Source organism: Georgenia ruanii (assembly GCF_009193175.1).
GTDB lineage: Bacteria > Actinomycetota > Actinomycetes > Actinomycetales > Actinomycetaceae > Georgenia > Georgenia ruanii.
Genome location: NZ_VUKE01000031.1, coordinates 1 through 25,361 on the forward strand (window position 1 = coordinate 1; position 25,361 = coordinate 25,361).

The following is a 25,361-nucleotide window of genomic DNA, read 5'->3' on the forward strand; positions in this document are numbered from 1 at the left end:
AAACCTCGGCGCCGCCTGCTCCGTCGACCACCCCCTAAAAACCGACGGCCACTTCCACGTCCGCCAGACCACCCCCGGCATCTTCGAATGGACCTCCAAACGCACCGGCCGCACCTACCGCCGCGAGGCCGACGGCACCACCACACCCCTCAACCCCCGCACCGGCCAACCCCTCACACCACCCGAGGACGCACCACCACCCTTCTGACCGGGCAGGCGCACTCGATGGCGTGGCATCAGCGCGACCCGTGCGTGTGGATCCCGCGACCATCTGCACTCATGGCTCACTAGGACCTCGCCCATATCGGCGTCGACCGGCGTGCGGACGGACCCATGAGCGAGGCCCCGCCTCCGGCGCTGCGGCTGGAGGGGGGGCCTCGATGTCTCACTCAGGTGCGGGTCTCCCGCACAGCGTCAGTACGTGGTCTTGTCCTCCGCCGGGTCGTTGACGGCGGCGGAGCCCTCGTCGGCCCCCGTGGAGCCGGCGGCGCTGGCGCCGATCTGCTGGGGGGCGCTCGTGCCGCCCTTGAGGGCGGCCAGCCGCGCCTCGATCTCGGCGTTGCGGCCGTAGTCCTCCAGCTCGGCGAACTGGTCCTCGAGCGTGGAGCCCTGCAGCTCGGCCTGGCCGGCGACGTACGCCTCCTCGCGGCGCACCTGCTCCTCGAACCGGGCGATCTCGCTGGTGGGGTCCATGATGTTGATCGAGGCGATGGCACCCTGGACCTGCTTCTGTGCCTGGGCGCTCTTGGCGCGGGCGACGAGCTGGTCGCGCTTGGACTTCAGCTCGTCGAGCTTGACCCGCATGTCCTGCAGCCCGACCTTGAGCTTCTCCACCACCTCGTTCTGCGAGGCGATCATCGGCTCGGCCGCCTTGGCCTCGTTCTCCGCGGCGATCTGCTTGCCGATGGCCACCTTGGCGAGGTTGTCGAAGCGAGCGGCCTCGGTCTCGTTGCCCTGCCCCCGGACCTGCTCGGCCTTCTGCGCGGCGGCCAGCGCCTTCTGCCCCCAGTCGCGGGCCTCGGCGACGTCGGCGGCGTGGTCCTGCTCCGCCAGGCGCAGGTTGCCGATCGTCACCGCCACGGCGTCCTCGGCCTCGGCGATCGAGGAGGTGTAGTCGCGCACGAGCTGGTCGAGCATCTTCTGCGGGTCCTCGGCCCGGTCGATGAGCGCGTTGATGTTGGCCCGGGTCAGCTGGGCGATGCGGCCCAGGATGCTCTGCTTCTCTGCCATGGTGGTGCCCTTCTTGGTTGTCGTTAGCGCTGAGCTGGTGCGGCCGCGCCGCCTGCCAAAGATCACTGCCTGCTCGCTCTCCTCAGAAGCCCCCGCCCCCGCCGCCACCGCCGAAGCCGCCCCCGCCGCCTCCGCCGCCGAAACCGCCGCCTCCGCCGCCGAAACCACCACCGCCGAAGCCGCCGCCCCCGCCCCAGCCGCCACCCCAGCCGCCGTGACCGCCGCCGAGGAGGATGCCGCCGAGGATGAGGGAGCCGACGTCGATGCCGCCGCGGCGCGGCCCGCCGTAGCCGCCCCCCCAGCCGCCGAAGCCGCCGGAGTCGTCGAACCGGTTGGCGTCGCGCTCGGCGAGCTGCTGGGCGGTGGCGGCCATCTGCTCGGCCTGGATGACCGTCTGCAGCGCGGCGGCCGGGTCGGAGCCGGCAAGCCGGGCGGCCTCCGCCGCCAGGCGGCTCGCCTCCGACAGCCGGGTGCGGGCCTCGGAGCCGACGGAGCCGCGGCGGGTGGCGATGAAGTCGGAGACGGCCTGGATCTGGGAGTTGACCCGCCCCAGCCGGTCGGCCAGCTGGGCGGCGGCGCGCCGGTTGGTCTCGTCCGCCGCGCGCGCCGGGGCGAGGGCGGCGTCGATGGCGGCCTCCGCTGCGGCCAGGCGCTGCAGCGCGGCCAGCGGGTCACCGGCGCCGCCGCGGGCCTGGTTGCCCTGCGCGATGGCCGCCTCGGCCTCCTTGCGGCGGGCCCCGACGACCGGGTCGCCGGAAGCGAGCCGGTTGGCGTCGCGCACGTCGGCGGTGATGGAGGCCAGCGCCGTGTCGAGCCGGGAGCCCGCCTGGGCCAGCGTGGCGCCGGCGCCGTGGACGTTCTTGAGCAGGGTGTCCGCCTGCCCGATCGCCTGCTCGGCCACCCGAGCGTGGGTGACGGCGGTGGCCCGGTCGCCCTCCTGGACCTTCGCCCGTCCGTCCTCCACCGACTGCCGCGCCGAGGCCAGCAGCGCCTTGGCCTGGTCGGGGTTCTTCGAGATGGAGGCCAGCGACGCCGCCGGGTAGCGGGTGGCCAGCTCGGCCAGCTCCACCCGGGCGCTCTCGATCTGCTGGGCCACCTCGCCGGCCCGCTGCTCGAGCTCGTAGAGCACCTGCGGGGCGCGGGCCTGCATGTTGCGCAGCCTGGTGAACTGCTCCGTCTCGGCCCGCAGCGTCTGGTCGATCTCGGTGGTGAGCCGGAGGATCTCGGCGTACATCTGCCGCTGCTGCGGCTCGGTCTCCGGGATGTCGTCGTCGAGCTGCTGGCGCAGCTGGAAAGCCCGCTGCGCCCGGGTCTTCGCCTGCTCCAGCGCCGCGGTGAACTGGTCGGTCGCCTGCAGCCCGAACTGGGCCTTGGCGAAGCCGAGCTCCTCCTCGGAGCTGCGGATGGCGTCGTCGGCGCCCACGAGGGCCGTGCCGGCGCGCTTAGCGAGCTCCTCGGTGGGCAGGTTGAGCGGGTGGTCCTTGGGCAGGGCTCGCCCGGCGGGGCGGCGCGCCCCGGTCTCGCGGCGGCGCTTCAGGATGAGGAACGCCCCCACGGCCAGGATGACGATGAGCCCGACGACCACGACGGTGCCGAAGGCGCCCATTCCGCCGCCCCCGCTCGCCCCGCCGCTCGCCCCGGGGGTCTTGCCCTGGGCGAGGTCGCCCACGCCGTGGGCGAAGGTGATGGCGGCGCCGGCCCAGTCCCCGTTGCCGAGCCTGGGTGCGACCTCGGAGTCGGTGAAGGACTGCAGCTCCTGCTGGTCCACCGGTGAGCGGGTGTCGCGGGCGAAGCCATACTTCCGGTCGTTCACCCCGACGGCCAGGAGGATGTTGTTGGGCCCCAGACCGGAGGCCTGGGCCGTCTCGGTGGCCCACTGCTCGCCGGAGGGCTGGCCCGAGAAGTCAGGGACGAAGGTGACGTAGACGAGCTGGCCGGAGTCGGCCTGCACCTGCTTGATCGCCTGCTGGACCTCCTGCTCCTCGGCGCTGGTAAGCACGTCGGCGGTGTCGGTCACCTGCGCGCTGAGGTTCTGCGGCGGCTCGGCGGCGGCCGGACCCGCGAGGGCGAGCAGGGGCAGGCCGGCGAGGGCGACGGCGGCGAGGGTCCGCAGGGCGGTGACGGGTCTCACGCGGCGATCCTCGCGGTCCCAGCGGGCCCGCGCAATAAGCACCGCGGGGCGTTCGCGGTGGGAGGAGCGTGGGAACTTCCTGGTCAGCCGCGTCGTCCAGGGGCCATGGGTCCGCAACCGGCCGGCGCCGGGTCACGTGCCCTGCCCGCGGCCGCGACGACACCTGTGGGCCAGGCCCTACACACAGGGGACAGCGGCGCCTTACCGTAGGCAGATGTTCGAGACCCTCCCCGTCCTTACCGTCCTGCAGCACGATCCGGACGTCCCCCTCGACAGGTTCGCCGCCTGGCTCGAGGGCGTCGAGACCCGGGTGGTCCGGCTGGACGACGGCGAGCCCGTGCCCGCCGTCGACGCGCTCGGCGCCGGGCTGCTCGTTCTCGGCGGCGACCAGAACGCCTACGACGACGAGCGGGCGCCGTGGCTGCCCGCCACGCGGCGCCTCCTGGCGGACGCCGTCGCCGCCGACGTGCCCGTGCTGGGCATCTGCCTCGGCCACCAGCTCCTCGCCGCCGCACTCGGTGGCCGCGTCGAGGTCGCCCCGCCGCCCGGGCGCGAGGCCGGCATCGTGCCGGTGATGTGGCGCCCCGAGGCCCGCGAGGACCCCGTCCTCGGCGCCGCGATCGCGGCCGCGGCCCCCGATGTCGTCGCGGCGGGCGAGCTCGGCGGCGCGCTCGTGCCGTCCATGCACGCCGACGCCGTCGTCGACCTGCCCGCCGGCGGCCGGTGGCTGGCCTTCTCCACGATGTACCCGTTCCAGGCCATGCGCGTCGGCTCCGCCCTCGGCGTGCAGTTCCACCCCGAGGCCTCGCCCGAGCTGCTCGCCCGCTGGGCCGCGTCCTCCGGTGAGGACGCCGCCGCTGTGCTCGCCCAGGCCCGCGCGCGGGACGCCCACGTGGCCCCGGTCGGTCGGGCCATCGCGCAGGCGTTCGCCGCCCAGGTGCGCGCGGCGGCCCGGCAACGGCTGGCCGCGTAGCAGTCCAGCTCGGCGGGGCGCCGGCGAGGGCTACCGCTCTCGCCGGCGCCCCTTCAGCTCTCGCTGGCGTTCCCTACAGCTCCCGCGGCGCCCTCCCAGCGCGGGCTGCTGCTCACGCCGGGCGCGCCACGCCGCGGCGAGTGCGACGGCTGCAACGGCGCTCGCCGGGACTTGTAGCGGTGGGCGAGCCTCGGGCGGGCCGGGTCTTCGCCGTCAGGCCTTGGCCAGGTCCTCGGCGTCCATGATCGTGTAGGCGTAGCCCTGCTCGGCGAGGAAGCGCTGGCGGTGCGCGGCGAAGTCCTGGTCCACGGTGTCGCGGGCGACGACGGCGTAGAAGTGCGCCGTCTTCCCGTCCGCCTTGGGCCGCATGAGCCGGCCCAGCCGCTGGGCCTCCTCCTGCCGGGAGCCGAAGGACCCCGACACCTGCACGGCGACCGACGCCTCGGGCAGGTCGATGGAGAAGTTGGCGACCTTGGACACCACCAGCATGGGGATCTCGCCGCGGCGGAAGCCGTCGAAGAGGCGCTGGCGCTCGGTCACCGTGGTCTGCCCGGTGATGAGCGGGGCACCGAGGTCCTCGGCGAGCTCCTCGAGCTGGTCCAGGTACTGGCCGATGACCAGGGTCTGCTCCCCGGGGTGGCGGGCGAGGATCTGCTCGACCACCCGCACCTTGCCCGGGGCGCTGGCCGCCAGGCGGTACTTCTCCTCCGGCTCGGCGGTGGCGTAGACCATGCGGTCGTGGTCGGGCAGCGTCAGCCGCACCTCGATGCACTCGGCCGGGGCGATGTAGCCCTGGGCCTCGATGTCCTTCCACGGGGCGTCGTAGCGCTTGGGGCCGATGAGGGAGAAGACCTCGTCCTCGCGGCCGTCCTCACGCACCAGGGTCGCGGTCAGCCCCAGGCGGCGGCGGGCCTGCAGGTCCGCCGTCATCCGGAAGATCGGCGCGGGCAGCAGGTGCACCTCGTCGTAGACGATCAGCCCCCAGTCGTGGGCGTCGAGCAGCTCCAGGTGGGTGTAGACGCCCTTCCGCTTGGTGGTGAGCACCTGGTAGGTCGCGATGGTGACCGGGCGGACCTCCTTGCGGGCGCCGGAGTACTCCCCGATCTCGTCCTCGCTCAGGGTGGTGCGCCGGACCAGCTCCTCGCGCCACTGGCGCGCCGAGACGGTGTTGGTCACCAGGATCAGCGTCGTGGTCCGGGACCTGGCCATCGCGCCCGCGCCGACGAGCGTCTTGCCCGCCCCGCAGGGCAGGACGACGACGCCGGAGCCGCCGTGCCAGAAGGTGTCCACCGCCTCCTCCTGGTAGGGGCGCAGGTGCCAGCCGTCCTGGGCGAGGTCGATGGGGTGGGCCTCGCCGTCGACGTAGCCGGCCAGGTCCTCGGCGGGCCAGCCCAGCTTGACCAGCACCTGCTTGAGGTGGCCGCGCTCGGAGGGGTGGACGACGACGTCCTGGTCGTCCAGCCGCTCGCCGAGCAGGCCCTTGACCCGCTTGGAGCGCAGCACCTCGGCCAGCACCGGCCTGTCGAGGGCGTGCAGCACCAGGCCGTGGGTGGGGTGCTGGACGAGCTGGAGCCGGCCGTAGCGGTCCATCGTCTCGGCGACGTCGATGAGCAGCGCGTGCGGGACCGGGTAGCGGGAGTACTCGATCAGCGCGGCGACGACCTGCTCGGCGTCGTGGCCCGCGGCGCGCGCGTTCCACAGGCCCAGCGGGGTCAGGCGATAGGTGTGCACGTGCTCGGGGGCCCGCTCGAGCTCGGCGAAGGGCGCGATGGCCCGCCGCGCCTCGGTGGCGCGCGGGTGGTCGACCTCGAGCAGGAGGGACTTGTCGGACTGGACGATCAGGGGGCCGTCGGGCATCTGGTCATTCTCCCTCGCGGGGGCGCGCTCGCGGTGCGCGGTTTGTCACGGCGCCGCCCGGCCCGGCCGGCGACGGCGGTCAGGGGTCCAGCGCGGTGCGCAGCCGCGCCGCGAACCCGGCCGCCTCGGCGTCGTCGGCGTACTTGGTGCGGGGCCAGAAGAAGCCGCGCAGCCCGTCGCCCTTGGTGCGCGGGACGACGTGGGCGTGCAGGTGCGGCACGCTCTGGCTGACCACGTTGTTCACCGCCACGAAGGATCCTTGGGCGCCCAGGGCGGTGGTCATCGCCGCGGCGAGGCGCTGGGCGCCGGTGAGGAACGGCACCGCGAGGTCGGCGGGCAGGTCCGGCAGGGTGGCGACGTGCCGGCGCGGGACGAGCAGGGTGTGGCCCTTGAAGACCGGGCGGGCGTCGAGGAAGGCGACCGTCTCGTCGGTCTCCAGCACGAGGTGGGCCCGGGTCCGCCCGGCCACGATGCCGCAGAAGACGCACCCGGGCGCCGCACCGCTCACTCGAGCACCCTGGGGTCGTCGGGGACGTCGACCGCGTGCTGCTGGAGCACCTCGAGCGGGACCACCTGCAGGGCCCGCTCGTGGGTGCAGGCCAGCACCACCGGCGCCGCGACGCCGTCCTCGTAGGCCTGCAGCCAGCGCACCGCCACGACGCACCAGCGGTCGCCCGGGCGCAGGCCGGGGAAGAGCCACTCCGGGCGGGGCGTGAGCAGGTCGTTGCCGTGCTGCTGCTGGTGCTCGAGGAACTCGGTGGTCATCACCGCGCAGATGCTGTGGTTGCCGAGGTCCGCCTCGTCGGCGATGCACCGGCCGGTGCGGTAGTAGCCGGTGACCGGGTCCGTCCCGCACTCGCCGAGCTCGCCGCCGAGGACGTTGCGCTCCGCCATGTCGCGATCATGGCAGCCGGGCCGCCGGCACGCCTCGACGACGCGCATGTCGGGGGAGACGCACCGGCGCGCGTGGTCGGGGTGCCCGCGGGCCGCACCGGGGAAGCGACACGCGATGGCCGCCGGGCCCCCGGGCTGACCCGGGCCGGCCAACGGGCCGGCAGGCGCCCCGGCTGTGACACCCTGGCCGGGAGAGGGGGACGCGATGATCAAGGTTGCCGGCCGGGCGGCGGTGCCGCCGTTCGAGGTGATGAACATCCTGGACCGGGTGGCGCAGCTGCGCGCCGCCGGGCGCGACGTCATCTCGCTGTGCGCGGGCGAGCCCTCGGGCGGGGCGCCCGACGACGTCCAGCGGCTGGCCGCCCAGGCCCACGCCGACCGCCTGGAGCTGGGCTACACCAGCGCCCTGGGGCTGCGGACCCTGCGCGAGGCCGTCGCCGAGCACTACCGCGCCTGGTACGGCCTCGAGGTCCCCGCCGAGCACGTCGCCATCACCACCGGGTCCTCCGGCGCCTTCGTGCTCGCCTTCCTCGCCGCCTTCGACGTCGGCGACCGCGTCGCGCTGGCGCGGCCCGGCTACCCCGCCTACCGCAACATCCTGCGGGCGCTGGGGTGCGAGGTGGTGGAGATCGACTGCGGTCCCGCCGACCGGTTCCAGCCCACGCCCGCCGCCCTCGACGCCCTCGTGGCGCACTCCGGTCCGCTGGACGGCCTCGTCCTCGCGTCGCCGGCCAACCCCACCGGCACCATGGTCACCCGCGCCGAGCTCGACGCGCTGACCCGGTGGTGCGCGGCCCAGGGGGTCCGGCTGGTCAGCGACGAGATCTACCACGGCATCACCTACCCCACCGACCCGGCCGCGCCCGACGGCCGGGGCGTGTGTGCCTGGGAGCTGGACCGCACCGCCGTCGTGGTCTCCTCCTTCTCCAAGTACTGGGGCATGACCGGCTGGCGCCTCGGCTGGGCCCTCATGCCCGCCGACCTCGCCCCCGCCATGGACGCCCTGGCCGGCAACGTCGCGCTGTGCCCGCCCGCGCCCGCGCAGCTGGCCGCGCTCGGCGCGTTCACCCCGGCCGCCTACGCCCAGGCGGAGGAGCGGGTGGCGGACTTCGCCCGCACCCGCGCCGTCCTGCTCGGCCGGCTCGACCGCCTCGGGTGGGGCCCGGTGGCCCCGGCGGACGGCGCGTTCTACCTCTACGCCGACCTGGGCGAGCAGCTGGGCCACTTCCCCGACTCCACGGCCTGGTGCGCCGCTCTGCTCGAGGAGACCGGCGTCGCCGTCGTGCCCGGCAGCGACTTCGACGGCGCCCGCGGGCACCGTTTCGTCCGGCTCTCCTTCGCCGCCGGGGCGCCGGCGGTGGCCGAGGCGATCGAGCGCATCCTCGCCTTCCAGGCGGCGCACGCCTGACCGCCTGCCGGCCGGCCGACGGGCACGGCCGACCGGCCCGGCCCGGACGCCCGCCCGGCGCCCCCGGGGCCGGCCTTCACGGCGTCCGACGGCCCGGGCGACCGAAGAGCTGCTGCTGCGCGCCGTCGTGCGACCAGGCCGGGTCCCAGGGCCAGCGCCCCGCGTGGTCGCTCCAGACCACCTGCAGCCCCGGGACCACCCGGGCCCCGCGCCCGCCGTAGATCTCCTGGGCGAACACGAGCCGGCGCGGGTCGTTGACCCGCAGCAGGCGACAGCGGTGCGGGCCGAAGCTCGTGATGACCTCCCCCGCGGCGTAGCGGTGCCCGTCGCGCGCGTGCGCCGCCAGCTCGTCCAGGCACGGCACGGCGTCCGCCGGGGCCAGCCCGCTCACCACCAGCTCGGGGTGGTCGCGGAACCGGGTGAGCCCGACCGTGTAGGTCATCGGCGGGCGGTCCCGGCCGCCCTCGACGGACACCGTGGTCCAGCCGTGCTCCTCGATCTGCTCCGCGTACAGCTCGCGCACCTGCTCGCGCGTCCAGCCCTGGCACATGAGGCACATGGGTCGCTCCCCGCTCGGTGTCATCGTTGACACGAGCGACGCTAGGCGCCGTCGCCGACGCCGCGGCGGCCGAGCCGGCCCCGAGCGGGCCGACCTGTGGACAACCGCGGCTACGAGACCGCGCGCACCGCGGAGACCCGGTGGATCGCCACCGTCAGCTCGGTCTCGCGGTCGAGGTCCAGCACGCGCACCCGGCCGCCGTCGACGTGCACCGGGCGCACCCGGCGCCGCTCCGCCCGGCCGGTCGCGCCCACGAGGACCATCTCCACCGCCTCGCCGGCGTCGGCCGCCTCGCGCAGCACCACCAGCGCGTGCACGGGGTCGGTGGCCGCCGGCGCCCCGGAGCCGCGGCGGGCGGCGTCCCGGCGGGCCTGCTCCTCCCCGGCGCGCATGCGGGCGACGACGCCGCCGAGGTCGCCGGCGTCCAGCCGGCGGGTGTACGTGCTGCTCGCCGCGCCGGGGAAGGCGGGCAGGCCCCGCACGCGGCCGTTGCGGCCCCGCAGGGCCGGCCGCGGGCCGCCGCCCAGCCCGGTGACCACGACCGTGCCGTCCGGCCCTTCGAGCACCGGCGCCAACCCGGCGGCGTGCAGGGCGTCGAGCACCTCGGCCGGGTCGGCCGGGGAGACCAGCACCGTCGGGGCGATGCTGCGCAGCCCGAGGTCGGCCAGCGCCGGGGCGGCCTGCAGCGTCGCCCCGGCCGCGGCGTCCTCCACCCGCAGGTAGGCCCGGGCGGTGCCGACCCGCACCTGCCCGTGGCGCCGGGCGACGTCGCGGACGAGGTACTCCAGCGGCTGCGGCAGCGGGGTGCGCGACCGCGCGGCGAGGGCGTCGAGCAGCTCGCTGGCGCCCAGGCCGGCGTCGAGGGCGCGGCGCACCGACCCGGCGGTGAACCGCACGGTCAGCGCCGCGCCGCGGGACTCGACGTCGGCGCACGCGGCGAGCAGCTCCGCGAGGTCCGGTTCGGGACGGCCCGGCACGACGGCGGTGAGGTCGCCCTGGACGAGCAGCTCGCCCACCGGCTCGGGCAGCGAGGCCTCCAGCGCCGCGGCGACCGCGTCGACGTCGGCGCCGGCGAGGACCGCCCGGCCGGCCGGGGACAGCGCCCCGGCCCCGGTCAGCCCGAGCCGCTCGGCCTCGGCGAGCACCGCGGCGACGGTCCGCTCGGGCGCCGTGGCCCGCGGGCGGTGCCAGGTCAGCCGCGCGTGCACCTGGCCGGCGTCCGGCGCCGCGCCGGCCGGCAGGCCGGCCAGCACCTCCAGCGCCCGCGTGCGCAGCTCCACCGCCCAGCCGCGCTCGAGGGTGGGCTCCAGGGCGGCGCGCAGGGTGCCGGGATCCGACCGGGTGCCCACGAGCCACGGGGCGCGGGCCGAGCCCAGCCAGGCCCGGGCCAGGCGCGCCCAGCGCACCGGCACGGGGTCCTCGCGCCAGTCCAGCGCCTCGCGCGACGGCGCCCACGCCACGCCCTCGTCCCCCTCCTGGGTGAGCAGCCCCGCCATGGCGGCGAGCTCGGCGACGAGCGCGGCGTCGGCGTCGGTGACCTCCAGCGCTGCCGCGGTGCGGCGCAGCTCGCGCACCCCGATGCCCCCGGTGCGCAGCACGGTGGCCGGCTGGGTGTGCCAGGTCTGCAGCAGCAGGCCCACCAGCCGCACGATCTCCTCCGCCGCCCGGGCGCTCTCGGCGTCCACGACCGCCTCGGGGTAGGTGCGTACGGAATCCGCCGGTGGGTTGGGCGGCTCGCGGTGGGTGCGCCCGCCCCGGGCGGCGAGGGCGACCTCGCGGGGCAGGACGACCTGGGTGGGGGACAGGCGCCGCAGGACGCCCTGGTCGAGCAGCCAGGCCGCCCCCTCGGGCAGGTGGTCGGCGGCGACGGTGCCGACCGGCGGGCCCCACGTCAGGGCGTCGAGGGTGCCGACGGCGCTCGCGGGCACGTTCCGCAGGGCCGCCCTGAGCGCGCCGACGGTGGTGGGCGCGGCCGCCGCGGCGTCGCCGTCGGTCGCCGGCTCGGCCGCCTTGGCGCCATTCGTCGCCGTGACTGTCGCGGTCGTCGGGTCGGCGTCCACGAGCTCGGCCAGGGCGGGCCCGAGGCCCGCGGGGTGCGGGCCCAGCGCCTCGACGAGGGCGGGGACGGGCAGGTCCTTGACGAGCAGGGCGAGGTCGGTGAGGCGCCGGTGCGCGGGCGCCGCGTCCAGGCCGACGGCCTTGGTGAGCGCGGCCGGGGTGGGCCGGTGCAGCGGCGCGAGGGCGACGGCAGCCTCGGCGACGGCGAGCTCGACGGTGTCCAGCCCGGTCAGGGCCCGCTCCACGCTGGGCCGGGAGCCGGCGCGGGCGGCGAGGGCGGTGAGGGACGACGGCGGCGGGGTGGCCAGGTCCGGGCGGGCGACGAGCAGCGCCGCGAGCTGGTCGTCGTCGCGCCCGGCCAGCTCGGCCACCAGCGCCGTGCCGGTGGCGACCGCGGCGCGCCTCCTCGAAGTAGCCATCCGCACCACACTACGGCGGGGGCGAAGGCGGTCGGAGACGGCAGCCGGGAATCCGTGGCGCCAGCGCGGGGTTCGGGACGGTGACACGTCTATTCCTGCGCGCCCGGCGTGTGGGAGGGGAAGGAGCCAGCATGAAGATCGCGGTCTACGGCGCCACCGGGATGATCGGGCGCGAGGTGGTCGCGGAGGCGAGGCGTCGTGGTCATGAGGTCACCGGGTTCTCCCGGTCCGGCGGTGACGACGTCCGCCGCGCTGACCTGGGCGACACCGCCACCTTCCGGAAGGTCGCGGACGAGCACGAGGCCGTCGTCATCTCCATCCCGCCGGACCGCACGGGTGGCCCGCACGAGCCGCTGCTGGAGGCGTTCGACGGCGTGGTGAGCGCCGGACCGCACGCCCGGGTGCTGGCGGTGGTGGGCGCCGGCAGCCTCGAGATGGACGGGGTCGCGCTCGCGGACAACCCCGAGTTCCCGGAGGCCTACCGGCCCGAGGCGATCACGATGACGAAGGTGCTCGACAGGTTCCGCGCGGCGGACGACCTGGACTGGACCGCCGTCTCCCCGGCGCCGATGATCCAGCCCGGGAAGCGCACCGGCGCCTACCGCACCGCCACCGACACCCCGGCGGGGGAGTCGATCTCCAGCCAGGACCTCGCCGTCGCCATCGTCGACGAGCTGGAGGCCCCGCGGCACCGCCGCGAGCGGTTCACCGCGGCCAACTGACCAGGCTCAGCCGCGCCGGTGCGGGACCTCCAGCAGGCCCCGCACCGGCGTCAGACGACCGGTAGCCCGGCGCGGTCCCGTCGGGGAGGGGAGCCGGGGGCGACGTCTACGCCGTCGCCTCCCGCCACGTCCCGAGGAACCGGCGCACCTGCAGCGCGGACACGTTCGCCGACGGCCCCCCGGGGTTGAGGAGCAGGCCCTGGGCGCCCAGCTCGAGCACCAGCTCGAGCGCGCCGCCGACGCTCAGCCGGTGAAAGCGCATCGTGCGGTCCCAGGCCGCCGCCTCGACCGCGGAGGTGAAGGCCAGCAGCTTCTCGCTCCCGCCGGTGTCCACCACCAGCGGCTGGATGTCGTCCCCCTGGCCCCGGTCGCCGACGAAGAGGATGCCGCCCGGCGCGCGCAGGGCGTCGAAGAGGTCCTGCATGGTGAGGTCCGGCCGGGTCAGCGCGTTCTTCACCGCGGCGTTGTGCCCGGCCTGCAGGGCGAACTCGACCTGGTCGCGGCGGATGCCCAGCGGCGGTCCCGCCGGGTCGATGTACAGCCAGCGCGCCTCCGGGTCCCGGACGAAGAAGGCCAGCACCCGGTCGGCGGGCTGGACCAGCGAGCGCGGCCCCTCCTCGTCCTCCTCCCGGAACTTCACCAGCTCGTCGTGCGCGGTGAAGGCGGGCAACGCCTTGCTGCCGTCGGGGGCGCGGATGAAGTTGATGACCAGGCGGGTGACGCCGCCGCGCGCCTCGTCGCCGAACGTCGAGCCGGTGGCGTCGAGCACCAGCTGGCCGCCGAAGGCCTGGCGCAGCACGTCGAGGGCGTTCTCGGGGGTCTGGTCGGCGGCATAGGTGGCCAGCGCGGTGCGCACCGCCGGGTTGTCGGCGGGCTCCCCGTCCGGCGCCGGGCGGGAGTAGGAGTCCCCGCGGTGCGCGGCGGCGACCACCTCGCGCGGCGGGCCCGGCAGGGAACGAAAGTGGAGGTCCACCACGCCGTCGTCGGCCAGCTGCGCGGGCGGGACGTGGGAGACCATGTGGACCGCCCACCGCGGTGGCCGCCCGGGTGCCGCCACCTGCTCGACGACGGCGAGGATGTGCACCCCGTCCTCCGTGTCGTGGCCGCGCATCAGCGCCCACACGCCGCGGTCGTCGGTGAACGCCAGCGGCAGGCCGAGCAGCTCGACCAGGTCGACCAGGGTGGCCTCGCCGTCGACCGTGAGCTCGCGCTGCCAGGGCCGGCGGCCGTCGTCGCGGGCCACGGCGTCCCGGTCCACGCGGACCCGGAGACGGGGCGACGGGACGGACATCACGGCTCCCTCCGCGTGGCCGGCATGGTTTTCCAGGCTGACCCACCGGCGCTGGCGGCGCGACCCGGGGGAGGCGGACCCGGGGGAGGCGAGGCACAGCCCCGGGGAGGCGCGCGGGCGAGGGGTGGACGCCCTGGCCGCAACGGCGCGGGCGCGGACGACGAGGCCGGTGCCCGACGGGTCGTGAGCCCGGCGCAAGTTCCTCGCTCGTCCCCCCGGTGCGCCAAAGGGGGCGTGCTCGTGCCTGCCCGCCCGGTATCCTTGAACCAGGAAGCGGCGCCAGCACGGCTGGCGCCTTCGTCGCGTATGAGGAACAAGTGAGGTCGCCCCGTGCCTACCGGCAAGGTCAAGTGGTACGACGCCGCCAAGGGCTTCGGATTCATCGCCGCCGACGACGGCGGTGAGGTCTTCCTGCACGCCTCCGCGCTGCCCACGGGCGCCAGCCCCAAGCCCGGCACGCGCGTCGACTTCGGCGTGGCCGAGGGCCGCCGCGGTCCGCAGGCGCTGTCGGTCACGGTGCTCGAGGAGCCGCCGTCGGTCGTGCGCGCGCACCGCAAGCCGGCCGAGGACATGGTGCCCATCGTCGAGGACCTCATCAAGGCGCTCGACCGCACCTCGAACTCGCTGCACCGCGGCCGCTACCCCGAGAACAGCAAGAAGCTGGCCCAGCTGCTGCGCGCCGTCGCCGACCAGTTCGACGCCTGAGCCGGCCGCCCGAATCCGTCCCGACAGGCAGCACCTAGACTGAGTGACGTGGCAGCAGCAACCAAGACGCCCCGCATCACCTCGCGCGCCGGCAAGGAGACCGTGCTGGCGGCCCCCGCGGCCGTCGAGCTCGCCCGCCAGGCCGCCGAGGAGCTCGCGCGCCCCGGGGAGGTGGGGGACCACCTCGGCATGGTCGTCGAGGGCGAGCGGCTGATCACGCACGTCTTCGAGGCCCGCGTGCCGGGCTACCGGGGCTGGCACTGGGCGATCACGCTCGCCCGCCCGCCGCGCGGCCGCGTGGCCACCGTGTGCGAGGCCGAGCTGCTCCCCGGCGACGGCGCGCTCCTGGCGCCCGAGTGGGTGCCGTGGTCCGACCGGCTGCGCCCGGGCGACGTCGGCCCCACCGACGCCCTGCCCTACCTGCCCGACGACCCGCGCCTCGAGCAGGGCTACGAGGCCACCGGGGAGGCGGACACCGACCGGCTGGCCATCTACGAGCTCGGCCTCGGCCGCCCGCGCGTGCTCTCGCCGGAGGGCCGCCGCGAGGCGCTGACCCGCTGGTACGACGGCGACCGCGGCCCCCAGGCGGCCAGCGCCAAGGCCGCCAAGGGCCAGTGCTCCACCTGCGGCTTCCTCCTGAAGCTCGCCGGCTCCCCGCGCACCGTGTTCGGGGTCTGCGCGAACGAGTGGTCGCCCGACGACGGTCGCGTGGTCTCGATGGACCACGGCTGCGGCGCGCACTCCGAGACCGACGCCCCGCACCCCGCCTCCCTGTGGAACCCCTCCGCGCCGGTCGTCGACGAGCGCGACCTCGAGGTCCTCGCCACCCACCCGGTGGCGCCCGAGGTCGTCGACAGCGTCGCCGACGCCGAGGCCGGCGCCACGCCCACGGACGACGAGCCGGTCACCGAGCGGGACGTGCCGACCGAGATCGCCCAGGAGGAGGCGGCCGAGTCGGCCGCCGACGCCGTGCCCGAGTTCGGCGCGCCCGCCGAGGCCGGGCCGGCGGCCGCCCAGCCCGCGACCGAGCCCGCCCAGGACGAGGCCGCGGCAGGCGGCGAACCGGAGGCCGACCAGGCCTGACGGCCCGCCCCCGGGCCGGTGGGATGATGCGGCGGTGCCCGCCGCCTCCGACCCCTTCGACACCACGGCCCTGCGCGACGCCGCGGTCGCGACCTGGCTGCGCGACCCCTCCCGGCTGCGCCAGGACGCCAACCTCGAGGAGGACCACGCCCGCGGCTACTACCGCGACCGCGTCGTCGTCGAGCTCACCCAGAACGCCGCCGACGCGGCGGTGGCCGCCGACGCCCCGGGCCGGCTCCTGCTGCGCCTGACCACCGGCGACGCCGGCTCCCGGCTGCTCGCGGCCAACACCGGCGCCCCGCTCACCGCCGACGGCGTGGCGGCCCTCGCGAGCATGCGCGCCTCGGCCAAGCGCGCCGGCGCCACGGTCGGCCGCTTCGGCGTCGGGTTCGCCGCCGTGCGCTCCGTCAGCGACGAGATCGCGATCGCCACCCGCACCCCCGACGGGGTCGCCGGGGTCACCTTCTCCCTCGGTCGGACCCGCGCGGTCCTCGACCGCGCCGGCGCCGAGCTGCCCGCGCTCGGGGAGGAGGTCGCGCGCCGCCACGGCGACCTGCCGGCGCTGCGCCTGCCCTTCCCCGCCAGCCGGCCGTGGGTCCCGGACGGCTACGTCACCGCGGTCACGCTCGAGCTGCGCGGCCCCGAGGAGGTCGCCGCGGCGCGCGCCGCCCTCGCCGAGGTCTCCGACGCGACCCTGCTCGCCCTGCCGGCGCTGACCGCGATCGTCGTCGAGGTCGACGGCGCCGCGCGGACGATCGCCGACGCCGCCGGCCGCTGGCTCACCGTGCGGGCCACGGGCACGCTTGAAGCCGCGCTGCTCGCGGACCGGCCCGTGGAGGAACGCGAGCGCAGCGGCTGGAGCCTCACCTGGGCGCTGCCGCGCCGGTCGCGGACCGACGCTGCCCGCATCGTCGAGGACGCCGCCGCCGCCCACCCCGGCGTCGTGCACGCCCCGACGCCCACCGACGAGCCGTGCACCCTGCCCGCCCTGCTCGTCGCCAGCCTGCCGCTGGACCCGACGCGCCGGCACGTGGCCGCCGGCCCGCTCACCGACGCCCTGGTCGCCCGCGCCGGCGAGCTGTACGCCGAGCTCGCCGAGGCCGCGGCGGAGGCCGGGGAGGACGCCCTCGCGCTGGTGCCCACCGGGCTGCCCGCCGGCCAGCTCGACGCCGCCCTGCACGGCGTGGCCCTGGCGGCGCTGCGCGCGGCGCCGCTGCTTCCGGAGGTGGGCGGCGGCCAGCGGCTCTCCGCCCGCGCCGCGCAGGCCCTCGCCGGCCCGCTCGGGCAGGACGCGGCCGTGCTCGACGCGCTCGCGCCGATGGTCGGCGGCCTCGTCCACGTGCCGCCCGGGCGCCACGGCCAGGCCCGGGTGCTCGGCGTGGCGCTGCGCGACCTCGCCGACGTCGTCGACGCACTCCCCGCGGCCGGCCCGCCGGAGCGGTGGCGCGAGGTCTACGGCGCCCTCGGCCCCCATGCCGCCGCGCACCGGGAGGCGCTGGCCGGGTTGCCCGTGCCGCTGGCCGACGGGCGCACCGTTCGCGGCGCCCGCGGCGTGCTGCTGCCCACCGCCGACCTCGCCCGCTTCTGGGCCGAGCACCCTGCCGCCGCGGCGGCCTTCCCCGGGCTGCGCGTCGTCCACCCCGGCGCCGCCCACCCCGCGCTCCACACCCTGGGGGCGGTCGAGGCCGACGCCGCCACGGTGCTGGCCGAGGAGGCGGTCCGCGCGGCTGTCGAGGCGGCCGGAGGCGATCTGCCGGGCGGGGACGCCGACCTGGCGCCGGCCACGGACGGCGGCCTGGTGTCCGCTGCGGACGGCGACCTCCCACCCGCCATCGTCGCGGTCCTGGACCTGGCCCAGCAGTCCGTCCGCGCGCGCCCGGACACCGCCCTGCCGGACTGGCTCGCCGACCTGCCGCTGCCCGGCGATGCCGGCGCGTGGTGCCCCGCCGCCGAGCTCGTGCTGCCGGGCAGCTGGGCCGCCGGCGTGCTCGACGCCCTCGACCGGCTCGCCCCCGCGGTCGCCGCGCGGTGGGACGCCGCCGCGCTGCGCGCCGTCGGGGTCCGCGCGGACCTGGTCGTGACCTTGGTGCCCGACGTCGTCGCCGAGCCCGCCGGCGCGGAGGAGCCGGTCGAGGGGTGGGCGGACTACCTCGTCCACCTGGCCGCCGTCCTCGGCCCGGGCGCCTACGTCGGCGACCTGCCCGCCGTCGCCGACCTCGACGCCGTCGCCGACGACGCCTGGCCCGCCCTGCTGGCCCGCCTGGCCGAGGACCGCGACGCGCGCGCCGCGCTGCTCACCGAGGTGCGCGCCGTCTCCGGCGGGCGGGCGCCGGGGCTGCGGGCGCCGTCCTACACCGCGTGGTGGCTGCGCGAGGAGCTCGGCGCCCCGTTCGTGCACCCGCGCGCCGGCGCCCGGGCGCGGGTCCCGTTCCTGCCCGACGCCCCGGCGGGCCTGGACCGGCTCGACGACGCCGTGCTCGCCGCCCTCGGCGCCGTGGGGGACCTCGACGAGCTCGAGGGGCCCGCGTGGGAGGCGTACGTCGCCGCCTGGCCGGCGCGGGGCACCGTGCCCATGCCCGACGCGCTGGCGCTGTGGCACGGTCTGGCCCGCGCCGCCGGCAGCGGGCTGGAGCTCGCGCCGGAGGCGGTGCCGGTGCTCGACGGCGGGACGGCGCGGATGGTCCCGGCCGACGACGCGCTCGTCGGCCCGCCGATGTGGGCCCAGGTCGGCCCGGTGCTGCCGGTGCCGGCCGCGCGGGTCGGGCCGGTCGCGGACCTGCTCGACCTCGACGCGGCCGGCGAGGTGGCCCCGATGACGGCCGGCGCCGTCCTGCAGCCCACCCCGCCCGCGGCGCTCGCCGTGCTGCCGGGCGCGCCGACGGAGTGGTGGGAGTGCGAGGAGCTGCACGTCGAGGGCGCGGACGTCGAGTGGTGGGCCGCCGACGGCGCCGCCTGGGCGACCACCACCGCGGGCCTGGCGCGCGCCCTCGCCCACGCGGCGGAGGCGTGGCCGGCGCGGCACGTGGTCGAGGCGGCGCTGGCCGAGCCCGACCGGGTCGACGCGCTGCTGGCCGAGCTGGCGGGGGGCTGAGCAGCCTCCTCGCTCCGAGCTGCCGGCCGCTCACTCGCAGCCGACCTGCCCACGTGCATCCGCGCCGGCCTACTCGCAGCCGACGCCGTCGCCGTCGCGGTCCAGGTGCTTGCCGTACCCCGGGTCGCCCCGGTGCACCGGGGCCGCGCCGGCGGCGCGGGCCGCGGCGCAGTTCGCGTAGGGCACGTCCGCCGGCGCGGGCGCGGGGGCGGGGCCGGAGGTCGGTGCCGGTGCCGGCACGGGCGCGGGGCCGGCCGCGGCGGCACCACCGGCCGCGGCGGCCGCGCCCACGCCGTCCGGCAGCGGCTGGTCCGGGCACGTCGAGAGCACCCGCACCATGGCGTCCTGTTCCGCCTGGGTCACCCACAGCCCGTAGATGGCCTTGACCCCCACCTGCCGCGCGACGTACGCACAGCGGTAGGCCCTGTTCGGCGGGAGCCAGGTGGCGGCGTCGGCGTCGCCCTTCTGGCCGTTGAGCGGGCCGTCGACGGCGAGGAGGTTGCGCGGGTCGTTGGCGAACGCCACCCGCGTGCCCTCGTCCCAGCCTTGCGCGCCCTTCTGCCAGGCGTCGCTGAGCGCCACCACGTGATCGATCTGGACCTCGTTGGACGTCCCGTTGCCGCGAGCGAACGCGATCGTCTCGCCCGAGTACGGGTCGGCCAGGGTGCCGGTGAGCACGACGCAGTCGCGCGTGCCGGGCTTGAACGTCTCGCCCTCGAGGTCCCGGGCGAGGATGTCGTTGCGGGTGTCGCAGCCGTTGTGGTCGACGTCGACCCAGCCGCTGCCGAACAGGTCCCGCTCGTAGCCGGTCTTGGGAGCCCGGCCCTTGACCTCGAGCTGCTCCGCCGTGGCCAGCGCCGACCCGGCCACCGCGACCGGCGGCGTCGACGCCTCCGCGGAAGGACCGCTCGGTGCCGCGGTGGGCGCCGGCGCGCTGGACGCCGTCGCGCCCCCGGCCGGATCGACCTGGGCGGTCGCCCCACCCCCACAGGCCCCGAGCGACACGACCGCAGCGAGCACGAGGCCGACCAGGCCGACACGACGCGAGGAGGAAGAACGGCGCAGCACCCCGAAATTATGGACCCGGTGATCGCGATACATGGGCGGGATGGCGGGCCGTCCGGTGGGGTGTGAGCAGCGCCTCGGCGTCGCGGGTCCGGGCCGTACGCGGCCGCGCCCGCCGGGCCGGGGCGGTGATGGTCCGGCCTCAGCGCGGCCGGGCGGACGCCAGGAGCCGGGTCTCGATCGCGTCCGCCGCGGCGCTACCGCCGCCATCCGCCGCTGCGCCCCCGCCGCCGGCCTCTGCGAAGGCGGCGGCGACGGCGGTCGCCTCGCGACGGCGGCGTGACGCCTCGCGAACGGCCGCGCGCAGGCGGGGTGGCGTGAGCCGGCCGGATCTCACGGCGGTGCCCGCCCCGGATCCCACCACCCGCCGCGCGACCTCGAGCTGGTCCCGGCCGAACGGCACCACGCAGACCGGCACCCCGTGCGCCAACGCCTTCTGGGTCGCGCCCATGCCCCCATGGGTGACGGCGCACGCGGCCCGCGCGAGCAGCGGCCCGTGCGGCACGAAGCGCTCGACGCGCGCGTTGGGCGGGACCGCGAACCGGGCCGGGTCGCCGGCGGGCACCGTGGCGACGACGGTGACCGGCTCGTCCGCCAGGGCCTCGAGCGCGACGCGGACCAGCGCGCCGTCGTCCTGGAACTCCGAGGACGTGGTGACGAGCACGAGCGGGCCGCGCACCTCCGCGAGCCAGGGCGGCGGGTCGGCGGGCGGGTCCCAGTCGCACGGGCCGACCAGGACGACGTTGGGGGGCCAGTCGCGCCGCGGGTACTCGAACGGCTCGGCGGTCATGGCCAGCAGCAGGGGCGGGGCGAGGTAGATCGCGTCCGCCGAACGCAGGGGTGGCACGCCGACGTCGGCGCGCGCCGCGTTCAACGGGGGAAGGGTGGTGCGCTCGATGGTGCCCATGACCAGCGGGCGAAGGAGCCGGTCGCGCAGGCGGCCGAGTGGCCCCCGGGCGGGTGGCAGCCCCGGCCCGAACGGCGGGGCGTCCGCCGAGCTCAGCGGCAGCGGGAAGGGGCAGTAGGCCGCCCACGGACCGCCCCAGGCCTCGGCGGCCGCCATCGCCCCCCAGGCGTTGACGTCGACCACCACGACGTCGGGACGGTCCCGTTCGATGGCGGCGCGCAGGTCGGCGGCATCGAGCGGGGCCCGGTCGGTGAAGGTCCGGACGGTGCGGCGCAGGCTGTCGCGCGCGCCCCGGCCCCTCCAGTCGGTCAGTGCGACGGCCTCGATGGCGGGACTGATCGGGGAGGCGGCCGCGCCTCGGGCGCGCAGCGCGGCCACCTCCGCCGCGAGCGTGCGCACGGCGACGGTGTGCCCGCGGCGCCTCAGCTCGTCAACGACGGGGACGAGGGGGAAGAGGTGCCCGCGGGCGGGCGAGGTGTACGCGAGGACGTGCGCCATGGGGATCACTCCAGGAGGGGATCGAGCAGCTCCACGACGGCGAGCTCGGCCTGGCGGCGGCTGAGCCCGGCGTCGCGGCGCAACAGCTTCCACATGTAGACGTCGCACACGGCGACGAGCTGGGCCAGCCGCCGGTCGCGGTCGGTCCCGTGCCGGCCGGTGAGGGCCGGGGCGAACACGCGCGCGCACCAGGCGCGGTGGTAGCGGCGTCCTTCCTCCACGACGGCGCGCAGCCCGGGGACCCGGGACGCCTCCTCGAGCAGGCGCAGGACCTTGTCGCCGACGTCCTCGTAGTGGTCGAACAGCACCTCGACCGCGCGCACGGGGTCCTCGGCCGGGGCCGCGTCGCGCTGGGCGACGATGCGCCGGCGCTCGCGGTCGGCCAGCGCCTCGAACAGTCCCTCCTTGCCGCCGAAGCGGCGGATGACCGTCTGGACGCTCACCCCGGCGCGGGCGGCGACGTCGGCGAGGGAGATCTGGTCGGTCGGGCGCTCCCAGAACAGCACCAGGGCGGAGGCGAGGATGCGCTCGCCGGTGGCCGCCGTCGACTCGGCGCGGGCGGCCATGCGGTAGGCCCGCGAGGGACCACCTTTCATGTCAATGAGGTTAACGCGAAAGTGGGTGCCGTGACAGGGGCACTGTCTCGGGCCGCGGGCGCGCCTCCGCGCCGGCACGGGCGTTCTACGCTGGGCGCGAGGAGGCCCCGATGACGCAGCCGACCTTGATCAACTCCGTGGTCCGCGCGCTGACCCTGCTCGACGCGGTCGGCGCGTGCGGCGCCCCCGTGCCGGCCAAGCGGCTGGCGCACCTCACCGACCTGCCCCTGGGCACCACCTACCACTTGCTGCGCACCCTGGTGCACGAGGGCTACCTCGAGCGCACCGGCGAGGGATACGTGCTCGGCGGCCACCTCGACGTCCTCGCCACGACGCCGCGGCCGGCACCGAGCCGGCACCGGAGCCGCCGGGTGCTCAGGCAGCTGCACGACGACCTGGGGGCGGCGGCCTACCTCGCGGTCCTCGACGACGGCGAGATCCGGGTCGTCGACATCGTCGACAGCCCCGCCGCGCCCCGGACCGACCTCTGGGTGGGGGTTCACGAGTCGGCGCACGCCACCGCCGTCGGCAAGGCGGTCCTCGCCGCCCTGCCCGAGGCGGCCCGGCGCGCCTACCTCCACGCCCACCCGCTCGTCGACCTCACCCCGCACACGGTGACCGACCGGCGTGCGCTGCTGCGCGAGCTGGCGGCCGGCGGCGAGCTCGTGCTGGACCGGGAGGAGTACGCCCTGGGCACCGTGTGTGCCGCGATGCCGCTCCCCACCGCCGCCGTGACGGGCGCGGTCGCCGTCTCTGTCCCCGCTGCCCGCGGGCGAGCCGTGGTCGGGCGCCACGACGCGCTGCGCCGGGCCGCGCGGTTGCTCGCGCTGGCCGGGACGACCTGATTCTCACCATCTGAAAACTTCGCCGTTGCCGGGCCTCGCCGCACCGGCCGAGAGTGGCCGGACGGTCATCAAGCCAATGGAGGCACCGTGTCGACCTCACTCTCCCAACCCGCACCCGTCCCCGAACCCACCGAGGCCCAGGCCCCCGGCCTGCACCTGGACGACGACGTCCGCCGCGACCTGTTCGCGACGATGGTCCTCAGCCGCACCTTCGAGGAGGCCATCCTCCGCGAGTACCACGCGGACAAGGGGCCCGGCTTCGACATCGGCAAGGGCCTCATCCCCGGCGAGATGCACCTCTCCGCCGGGCAGGAGCCGGTGGCCGCCGGCGTGTGCGCCCACCTCACCGCCGACGACGCCGTCACCGCCACCCACCGCCCGCACCACTTCGCCGTCGCCCACGGCGTGGACCTGCGCACGATGACCGCCGAGATCTTCGGCCGCGCCACCGGCCTGGGGCGCGGGCGCGGTGGGCACATGCACCTGTTCGACCCGGCGGTGCACTTCTCCTGCTCGGGCATCATCGCGGAGGGCTACCCGCCGGCGTTGGGCGCCGCGCTCGCCTTCACACGCGCCGGCACCGACGCCGTCGCCGTGGCCGTCACCGGCGAGGGCGCCGCCAACCAGGGCGCCTTCCACGAGTCGCTCAACCTCGCGGCGCTGTGGAAGCTGCCGGTGGTCTTCGTCGTGGAGGACAACGAGTGGGGCATCTCCGTCCCGCGGTCCGCCTCCACCGCCGTCACCTCCAACGCCGCGCGCGCCGCCGGCTACGGCATGCCCGGCGAGCGGGTGGAGGACAACGACGTCGAGGCCGTCTACGCGGCCGCCGAGCGGGCCGTGCGCCGAGCCCGCGCCGGGGAGGGGCCCAGCCTGATCGAGGTGCGCACCCTGCGCATGTGGGGCCACTTCGAGGGCGACGCCCAGGGCTACCGCCCCGAGCTGGCCACCGTCGCGACCCTCGACCCGCTGCCGCGCTACGAGGCCCGGCTGCGGGAGGCCGGCGTCGTCGACGACGACGCCGGCGCGCGCATCCGGGGCGAGGCCGCCGAGCGCGTCGGGGACGCCATCCGCTTCGCCAAGGACAGCCCGCTGCCGGACCCCGCGGACGTTCTCAGCTACGTGTTCGCCGAGGAGGCAGGACGATGACCCAGACCGACACTCGCAGCCAGGCCCCCGAGACCGGCCGCCGCCTCAACACCGCCAAGGCGATGGTCGAGGCGATCGCCCAGGAGATGGAGCGCGACCCCGCCGTCATCTACCTCGGGGAGGACGTGGGCCCCTACGGCGGCATCTTCTCCTCCACCACCGGCCTGCAGGAGCGCTTCGGCAAGGACCGCGTCATCGACACCCCGATCTCCGAGACCGCCTTCATCGGCATGGCCGTCGGCGCCGCCACCGAGGGCATGCGCCCCATCGCCGAGCTCATGTTCGCGGACTTCATGGGCGTGTGCCTGGACCAGATCTACAACCACATGGCGAAGATCCACTACTTCTCCGGTGGCAATGTCACCGTGCCGATGGTGCTCACCACTGCGGTCGGCGGCGGGTACTCCGACGGCGGCCAGCACTCCCAGACCCTGTGGGGCACCTTCGCGCACCTGCCCGGCATGAAGGTCGTCGTGCCGGCCACCCCGGCCGACGCCAAGGGCCTCATGACAGCCGCCGTCCGGGACGACTCCCCGGTGGTCTACATGTTCCACAAGGGCGTCATGGGCCTGCCGTGGATGGCCAAGAACCCCCGCTCGGTCGACGTCGTGCCCGAGGGGGAGTACGTCGTGCCCATCGGCAAGGCCCGCACCGCGCGGGCGGGCACGGACGTCTCGGTGGTCACCCTCTCCCTCTCGGTGCACCACGCGCTCGACGTCGCCGACAAGCTCGCGGGCGAGGGCATCGACGCCGAGGTCCTCGACCTGCGCTCGCTCGTGCCGCTGGACCGGACCGCGATCCTGGAGTCGGTCGGCAAGACCGGGCGGCTGGTGGTCGTGGACGAGGACTACCACTCGTTCGGGCTCTCCGGGGAGGTGACGGCCACCGTCGCGGACGAGGACCCGACCCTCCTGCACGCACCCGTGCAGCGCGTGACGATGCCCGACATCCCCATCCCGTACGCGCACGGACTCGAGTACGCGGTGCTCCCCCGCCACGAGCGCATCGAAGCCGCCATCAGGAAGGTGCTCGCATGACGGAGGTGCCCTTTCCGCCGCTGGACGAGACCCATCCCGACACCGAGGGCGTCCTCGTCACCTGGTACGTCGCCGACGGCGAGACCGTCGCGACCGGCCAGCTCCTCGCGGATGTGCAGGTGGAGAAGGTCGACGCCGAGGTGACGGCACCGACCGGGGGCACGATCCGCCTCCTCGCGGGGGAGGGCAGCGAGCTGCGGCAGGGCGCGCTCATCGCCCGGATCGAGTAGACGGACCGGGGCTGCCGGGGGCGAAGCGACGCCCCCGGCAGCGCTGTGCCGGCCCAGGCCCCGCCGACAGGGGCACCGGACTCTCGCCGCCGACCAAGGGCTCCGACTCTCGGCCTCGACCCGGCCACACCACCGCCGACCCCGCAGCGCCATGAGCCCTGGCCGGCTGTGCCCACCAGCCCTGGCGGGCAGTGCCCACGGACCCCGGCGGTCTGTGACGCAGGCCATGCGTCGGCGGTTTGACCGTCGGTTCGGCATCTGCCTAATATTTCGGAGTCCCGCCAGGGAGGCACGGACACCGAGACGGTGGCCGGTCCCGCGGGAAGTCCCCCGGATTCAGTGGTCATGGCGGTGCCGTGTCTGCTCGCGGGGGAGCCGATCAGGACTGGGTTTTCGAGATTTGCCGCGAAGAGTGGCGGGTTGACAGGCCGGGTCGGGCTGGTTAAGATAGAGAGGTTGCCCCGGAGGGGTCGGGAACGTGGTTCCCGGGTCTGATGGTGTGTGTCTGTTCTTTGAGAACTCAACAGTGTGCCAAGTTTTTGATGCCATATGGATTCGTGGGCGTCGCTGGCCGGGCCGAGGGTCTGGTGTGGTGGTGTCCGCGGGTTTTGTTTTG

General features: G+C 76.2%; 21 protein-coding genes and 1 pseudogene. 11 read left to right on the forward strand and 11 right to left on the reverse strand.

Annotation, left to right across the window (positions count from 1 at the left end; genetic code table 11):
• Positions 1-208 (forward strand): annotated as a pseudogene (locus tag GD880_RS20515) (hypothetical protein); the annotation flags it as partial.
• Between the two features lie 206 nt (positions 209-414).
• Here GD880_RS20515 and GD880_RS19625 read toward each other — a convergent pair.
• Together GD880_RS19625 and GD880_RS21090 are read right to left on the reverse strand one after the other, a co-directional pair.
• A complete protein-coding gene (locus tag GD880_RS19625; protein ID WP_152233299.1) occupies positions 415-1,230 on the reverse strand; it encodes a PspA/IM30 family protein in 816 nt (271 codons plus the stop codon).
• A gap of 82 nt (positions 1,231-1,312) precedes the next feature.
• On the reverse strand, positions 1,313-3,361 hold the full coding sequence (locus GD880_RS21090; protein ID WP_264372306.1) for a TPM domain-containing protein: 2,049 nt from the start codon (positions 3,359-3,361) through the stop codon (positions 1,313-1,315).
• Positions 3,362-3,575: 214 nt separating this feature from the next.
• Here GD880_RS21090 and GD880_RS19635 point away from each other — a divergent pair, with 214 nt between their 5' ends.
• The gene (locus tag GD880_RS19635; RefSeq protein WP_152233300.1) at positions 3,576-4,334 is read left to right on the forward strand and encodes a type 1 glutamine amidotransferase; all 759 of its coding nucleotides are present in this window, start codon (positions 3,576-3,578) and stop codon (positions 4,332-4,334) included.
• 213 nt (positions 4,335-4,547) lie between these two features.
• Here GD880_RS19635 and GD880_RS19640 read toward each other — a convergent pair whose 3' ends face one another.
• The 3 genes from GD880_RS19640 to GD880_RS19650 form a co-directional block, all read right to left on the reverse strand.
• Positions 4,548-6,191 carry a DNA repair helicase XPB gene (locus GD880_RS19640; protein ID WP_152233301.1) on the reverse strand — a complete coding sequence of 548 codons (1,644 nt, stop codon included), beginning with the start codon at positions 6,189-6,191 and terminating at the stop codon, positions 4,548-4,550.
• Positions 6,192-6,270: 79 nt separating this feature from the next.
• Complete coding sequence (locus GD880_RS19645) at positions 6,271-6,699, reverse strand: HIT family protein (protein WP_152233302.1); 429 nt, start codon at positions 6,697-6,699, stop codon at positions 6,271-6,273.
• Entirely contained in the window at positions 6,696-7,085 is a 390-nt protein-coding gene (locus GD880_RS19650) for a DUF2237 family protein (protein WP_152233303.1), read from the reverse strand. Before GD880_RS19650 ends, GD880_RS19645 begins: the two co-directional genes overlap by 4 nt.
• A gap of 205 nt (positions 7,086-7,290) precedes the next feature.
• On the opposite strand from GD880_RS19650, the gene GD880_RS19655 reads away from it, so the two are divergent.
• Positions 7,291-8,493 carry an aminotransferase class I/II-fold pyridoxal phosphate-dependent enzyme gene (locus GD880_RS19655; RefSeq protein ID WP_152233304.1) on the forward strand — a complete coding sequence of 401 codons (1,203 nt, stop codon included), beginning with the start codon at positions 7,291-7,293 and terminating at the stop codon, positions 8,491-8,493.
• Between the two features lie 76 nt (positions 8,494-8,569).
• Here GD880_RS19655 and GD880_RS19660 read toward each other — a convergent pair whose 3' ends face one another.
• Together GD880_RS19660 and GD880_RS19665 are read right to left on the reverse strand one after the other, a co-directional pair.
• On the reverse strand, positions 8,570-9,052 hold the full coding sequence (locus GD880_RS19660) for a DUF4262 domain-containing protein (RefSeq protein ID WP_193314617.1): 483 nt from the start codon (positions 9,050-9,052) through the stop codon (positions 8,570-8,572).
• 110 nt (positions 9,053-9,162) lie between these two features.
• Entirely contained in the window at positions 9,163-11,529 is a 2,367-nt protein-coding gene (locus GD880_RS19665) for a helicase-associated domain-containing protein (RefSeq protein WP_152233306.1), read from the reverse strand.
• Positions 11,530-11,660: 131 nt separating this feature from the next.
• Between GD880_RS19665 and GD880_RS19670 the strand changes: the two genes are divergently transcribed.
• Complete coding sequence (locus tag GD880_RS19670) at positions 11,661-12,251, forward strand: NAD(P)-dependent oxidoreductase (RefSeq protein ID WP_152233307.1); 591 nt, start codon at positions 11,661-11,663, stop codon at positions 12,249-12,251.
• A gap of 106 nt (positions 12,252-12,357) precedes the next feature.
• Here GD880_RS19670 and GD880_RS19675 read toward each other — a convergent pair whose 3' ends face one another.
• Complete coding sequence (locus tag GD880_RS19675) at positions 12,358-13,542, reverse strand: SseB family protein (RefSeq protein ID WP_152233308.1); 1,185 nt, start codon at positions 13,540-13,542, stop codon at positions 12,358-12,360.
• A 330-nt stretch (positions 13,543-13,872) separates the two neighbouring features.
• Between GD880_RS19675 and GD880_RS19680 the strand changes: the two genes are divergently transcribed.
• The 3 genes from GD880_RS19680 to GD880_RS19690 are packed head-to-tail and all read left to right on the forward strand — an operon-like array spanning position 13,873 to position 18,421.
• On the forward strand, positions 13,873-14,247 hold the full coding sequence (locus GD880_RS19680; RefSeq protein ID WP_152233309.1) for a cold-shock protein: 375 nt from the start codon (positions 13,873-13,875) through the stop codon (positions 14,245-14,247).
• A 48-nt stretch (positions 14,248-14,295) separates the two neighbouring features.
• Positions 14,296-15,330 carry a DUF3027 domain-containing protein gene (locus GD880_RS19685; RefSeq protein WP_152233310.1) on the forward strand — a complete coding sequence of 345 codons (1,035 nt, stop codon included), beginning with the start codon at positions 14,296-14,298 and terminating at the stop codon, positions 15,328-15,330.
• A 34-nt stretch (positions 15,331-15,364) separates the two neighbouring features.
• Positions 15,365-18,421, forward strand: coding sequence for a sacsin N-terminal ATP-binding-like domain-containing protein (locus GD880_RS19690; protein ID WP_152233311.1), 3,057 nt, complete (start codon positions 15,365-15,367; stop codon positions 18,419-18,421).
• 69 nt (positions 18,422-18,490) lie between these two features.
• Here GD880_RS19690 and GD880_RS19695 read toward each other — a convergent pair whose 3' ends face one another.
• From GD880_RS19695 to GD880_RS19705, 3 genes are all read right to left on the reverse strand, one after another.
• The gene (locus tag GD880_RS19695; RefSeq protein ID WP_152233312.1) at positions 18,491-19,522 is read right to left on the reverse strand and encodes a GmrSD restriction endonuclease domain-containing protein; all 1,032 of its coding nucleotides are present in this window, start codon (positions 19,520-19,522) and stop codon (positions 18,491-18,493) included.
• 106 nt (positions 19,523-19,628) lie between these two features.
• On the reverse strand, positions 19,629-20,891 hold the full coding sequence (locus tag GD880_RS19700) for a nucleotide disphospho-sugar-binding domain-containing protein (protein ID WP_152233313.1): 1,263 nt from the start codon (positions 20,889-20,891) through the stop codon (positions 19,629-19,631).
• Positions 20,892-20,896: 5 nt separating this feature from the next.
• Positions 20,897-21,487 (reverse strand): TetR/AcrR family transcriptional regulator, encoded by a 591-nt coding sequence (locus GD880_RS19705; protein WP_152233314.1) that lies wholly within the window; start codon positions 21,485-21,487, stop codon positions 20,897-20,899.
• 110 nt (positions 21,488-21,597) lie between these two features.
• On the opposite strand from GD880_RS19705, the gene GD880_RS19710 reads away from it, so the two are divergent.
• The 4 genes from GD880_RS19710 (at position 21,598) to GD880_RS19725 (ending at position 24,745) form a co-directional block, all read left to right on the forward strand.
• Positions 21,598-22,332, forward strand: a complete 735-nt coding sequence (locus GD880_RS19710; RefSeq protein WP_152233315.1) for an IclR family transcriptional regulator — start codon at positions 21,598-21,600, stop codon at positions 22,330-22,332.
• Between the two features lie 192 nt (positions 22,333-22,524).
• The gene (locus GD880_RS19715) at positions 22,525-23,478 is read left to right on the forward strand and encodes a thiamine pyrophosphate-dependent dehydrogenase E1 component subunit alpha (protein WP_152233319.1); all 954 of its coding nucleotides are present in this window, start codon (positions 22,525-22,527) and stop codon (positions 23,476-23,478) included.
• Entirely contained in the window at positions 23,475-24,515 is a 1,041-nt protein-coding gene (locus GD880_RS19720) for an alpha-ketoacid dehydrogenase subunit beta (protein WP_152233316.1), read from the forward strand. The genes GD880_RS19715 and GD880_RS19720 overlap by 4 nt, the downstream gene beginning before the upstream one ends.
• A complete protein-coding gene (locus tag GD880_RS19725) occupies positions 24,512-24,745 on the forward strand; it encodes a biotin/lipoyl-containing protein (RefSeq protein WP_152233317.1) in 234 nt (77 codons plus the stop codon). The genes GD880_RS19720 and GD880_RS19725 overlap by 4 nt, the downstream gene beginning before the upstream one ends.
• Positions 24,746-25,361 lie beyond the last annotated feature (616 nt).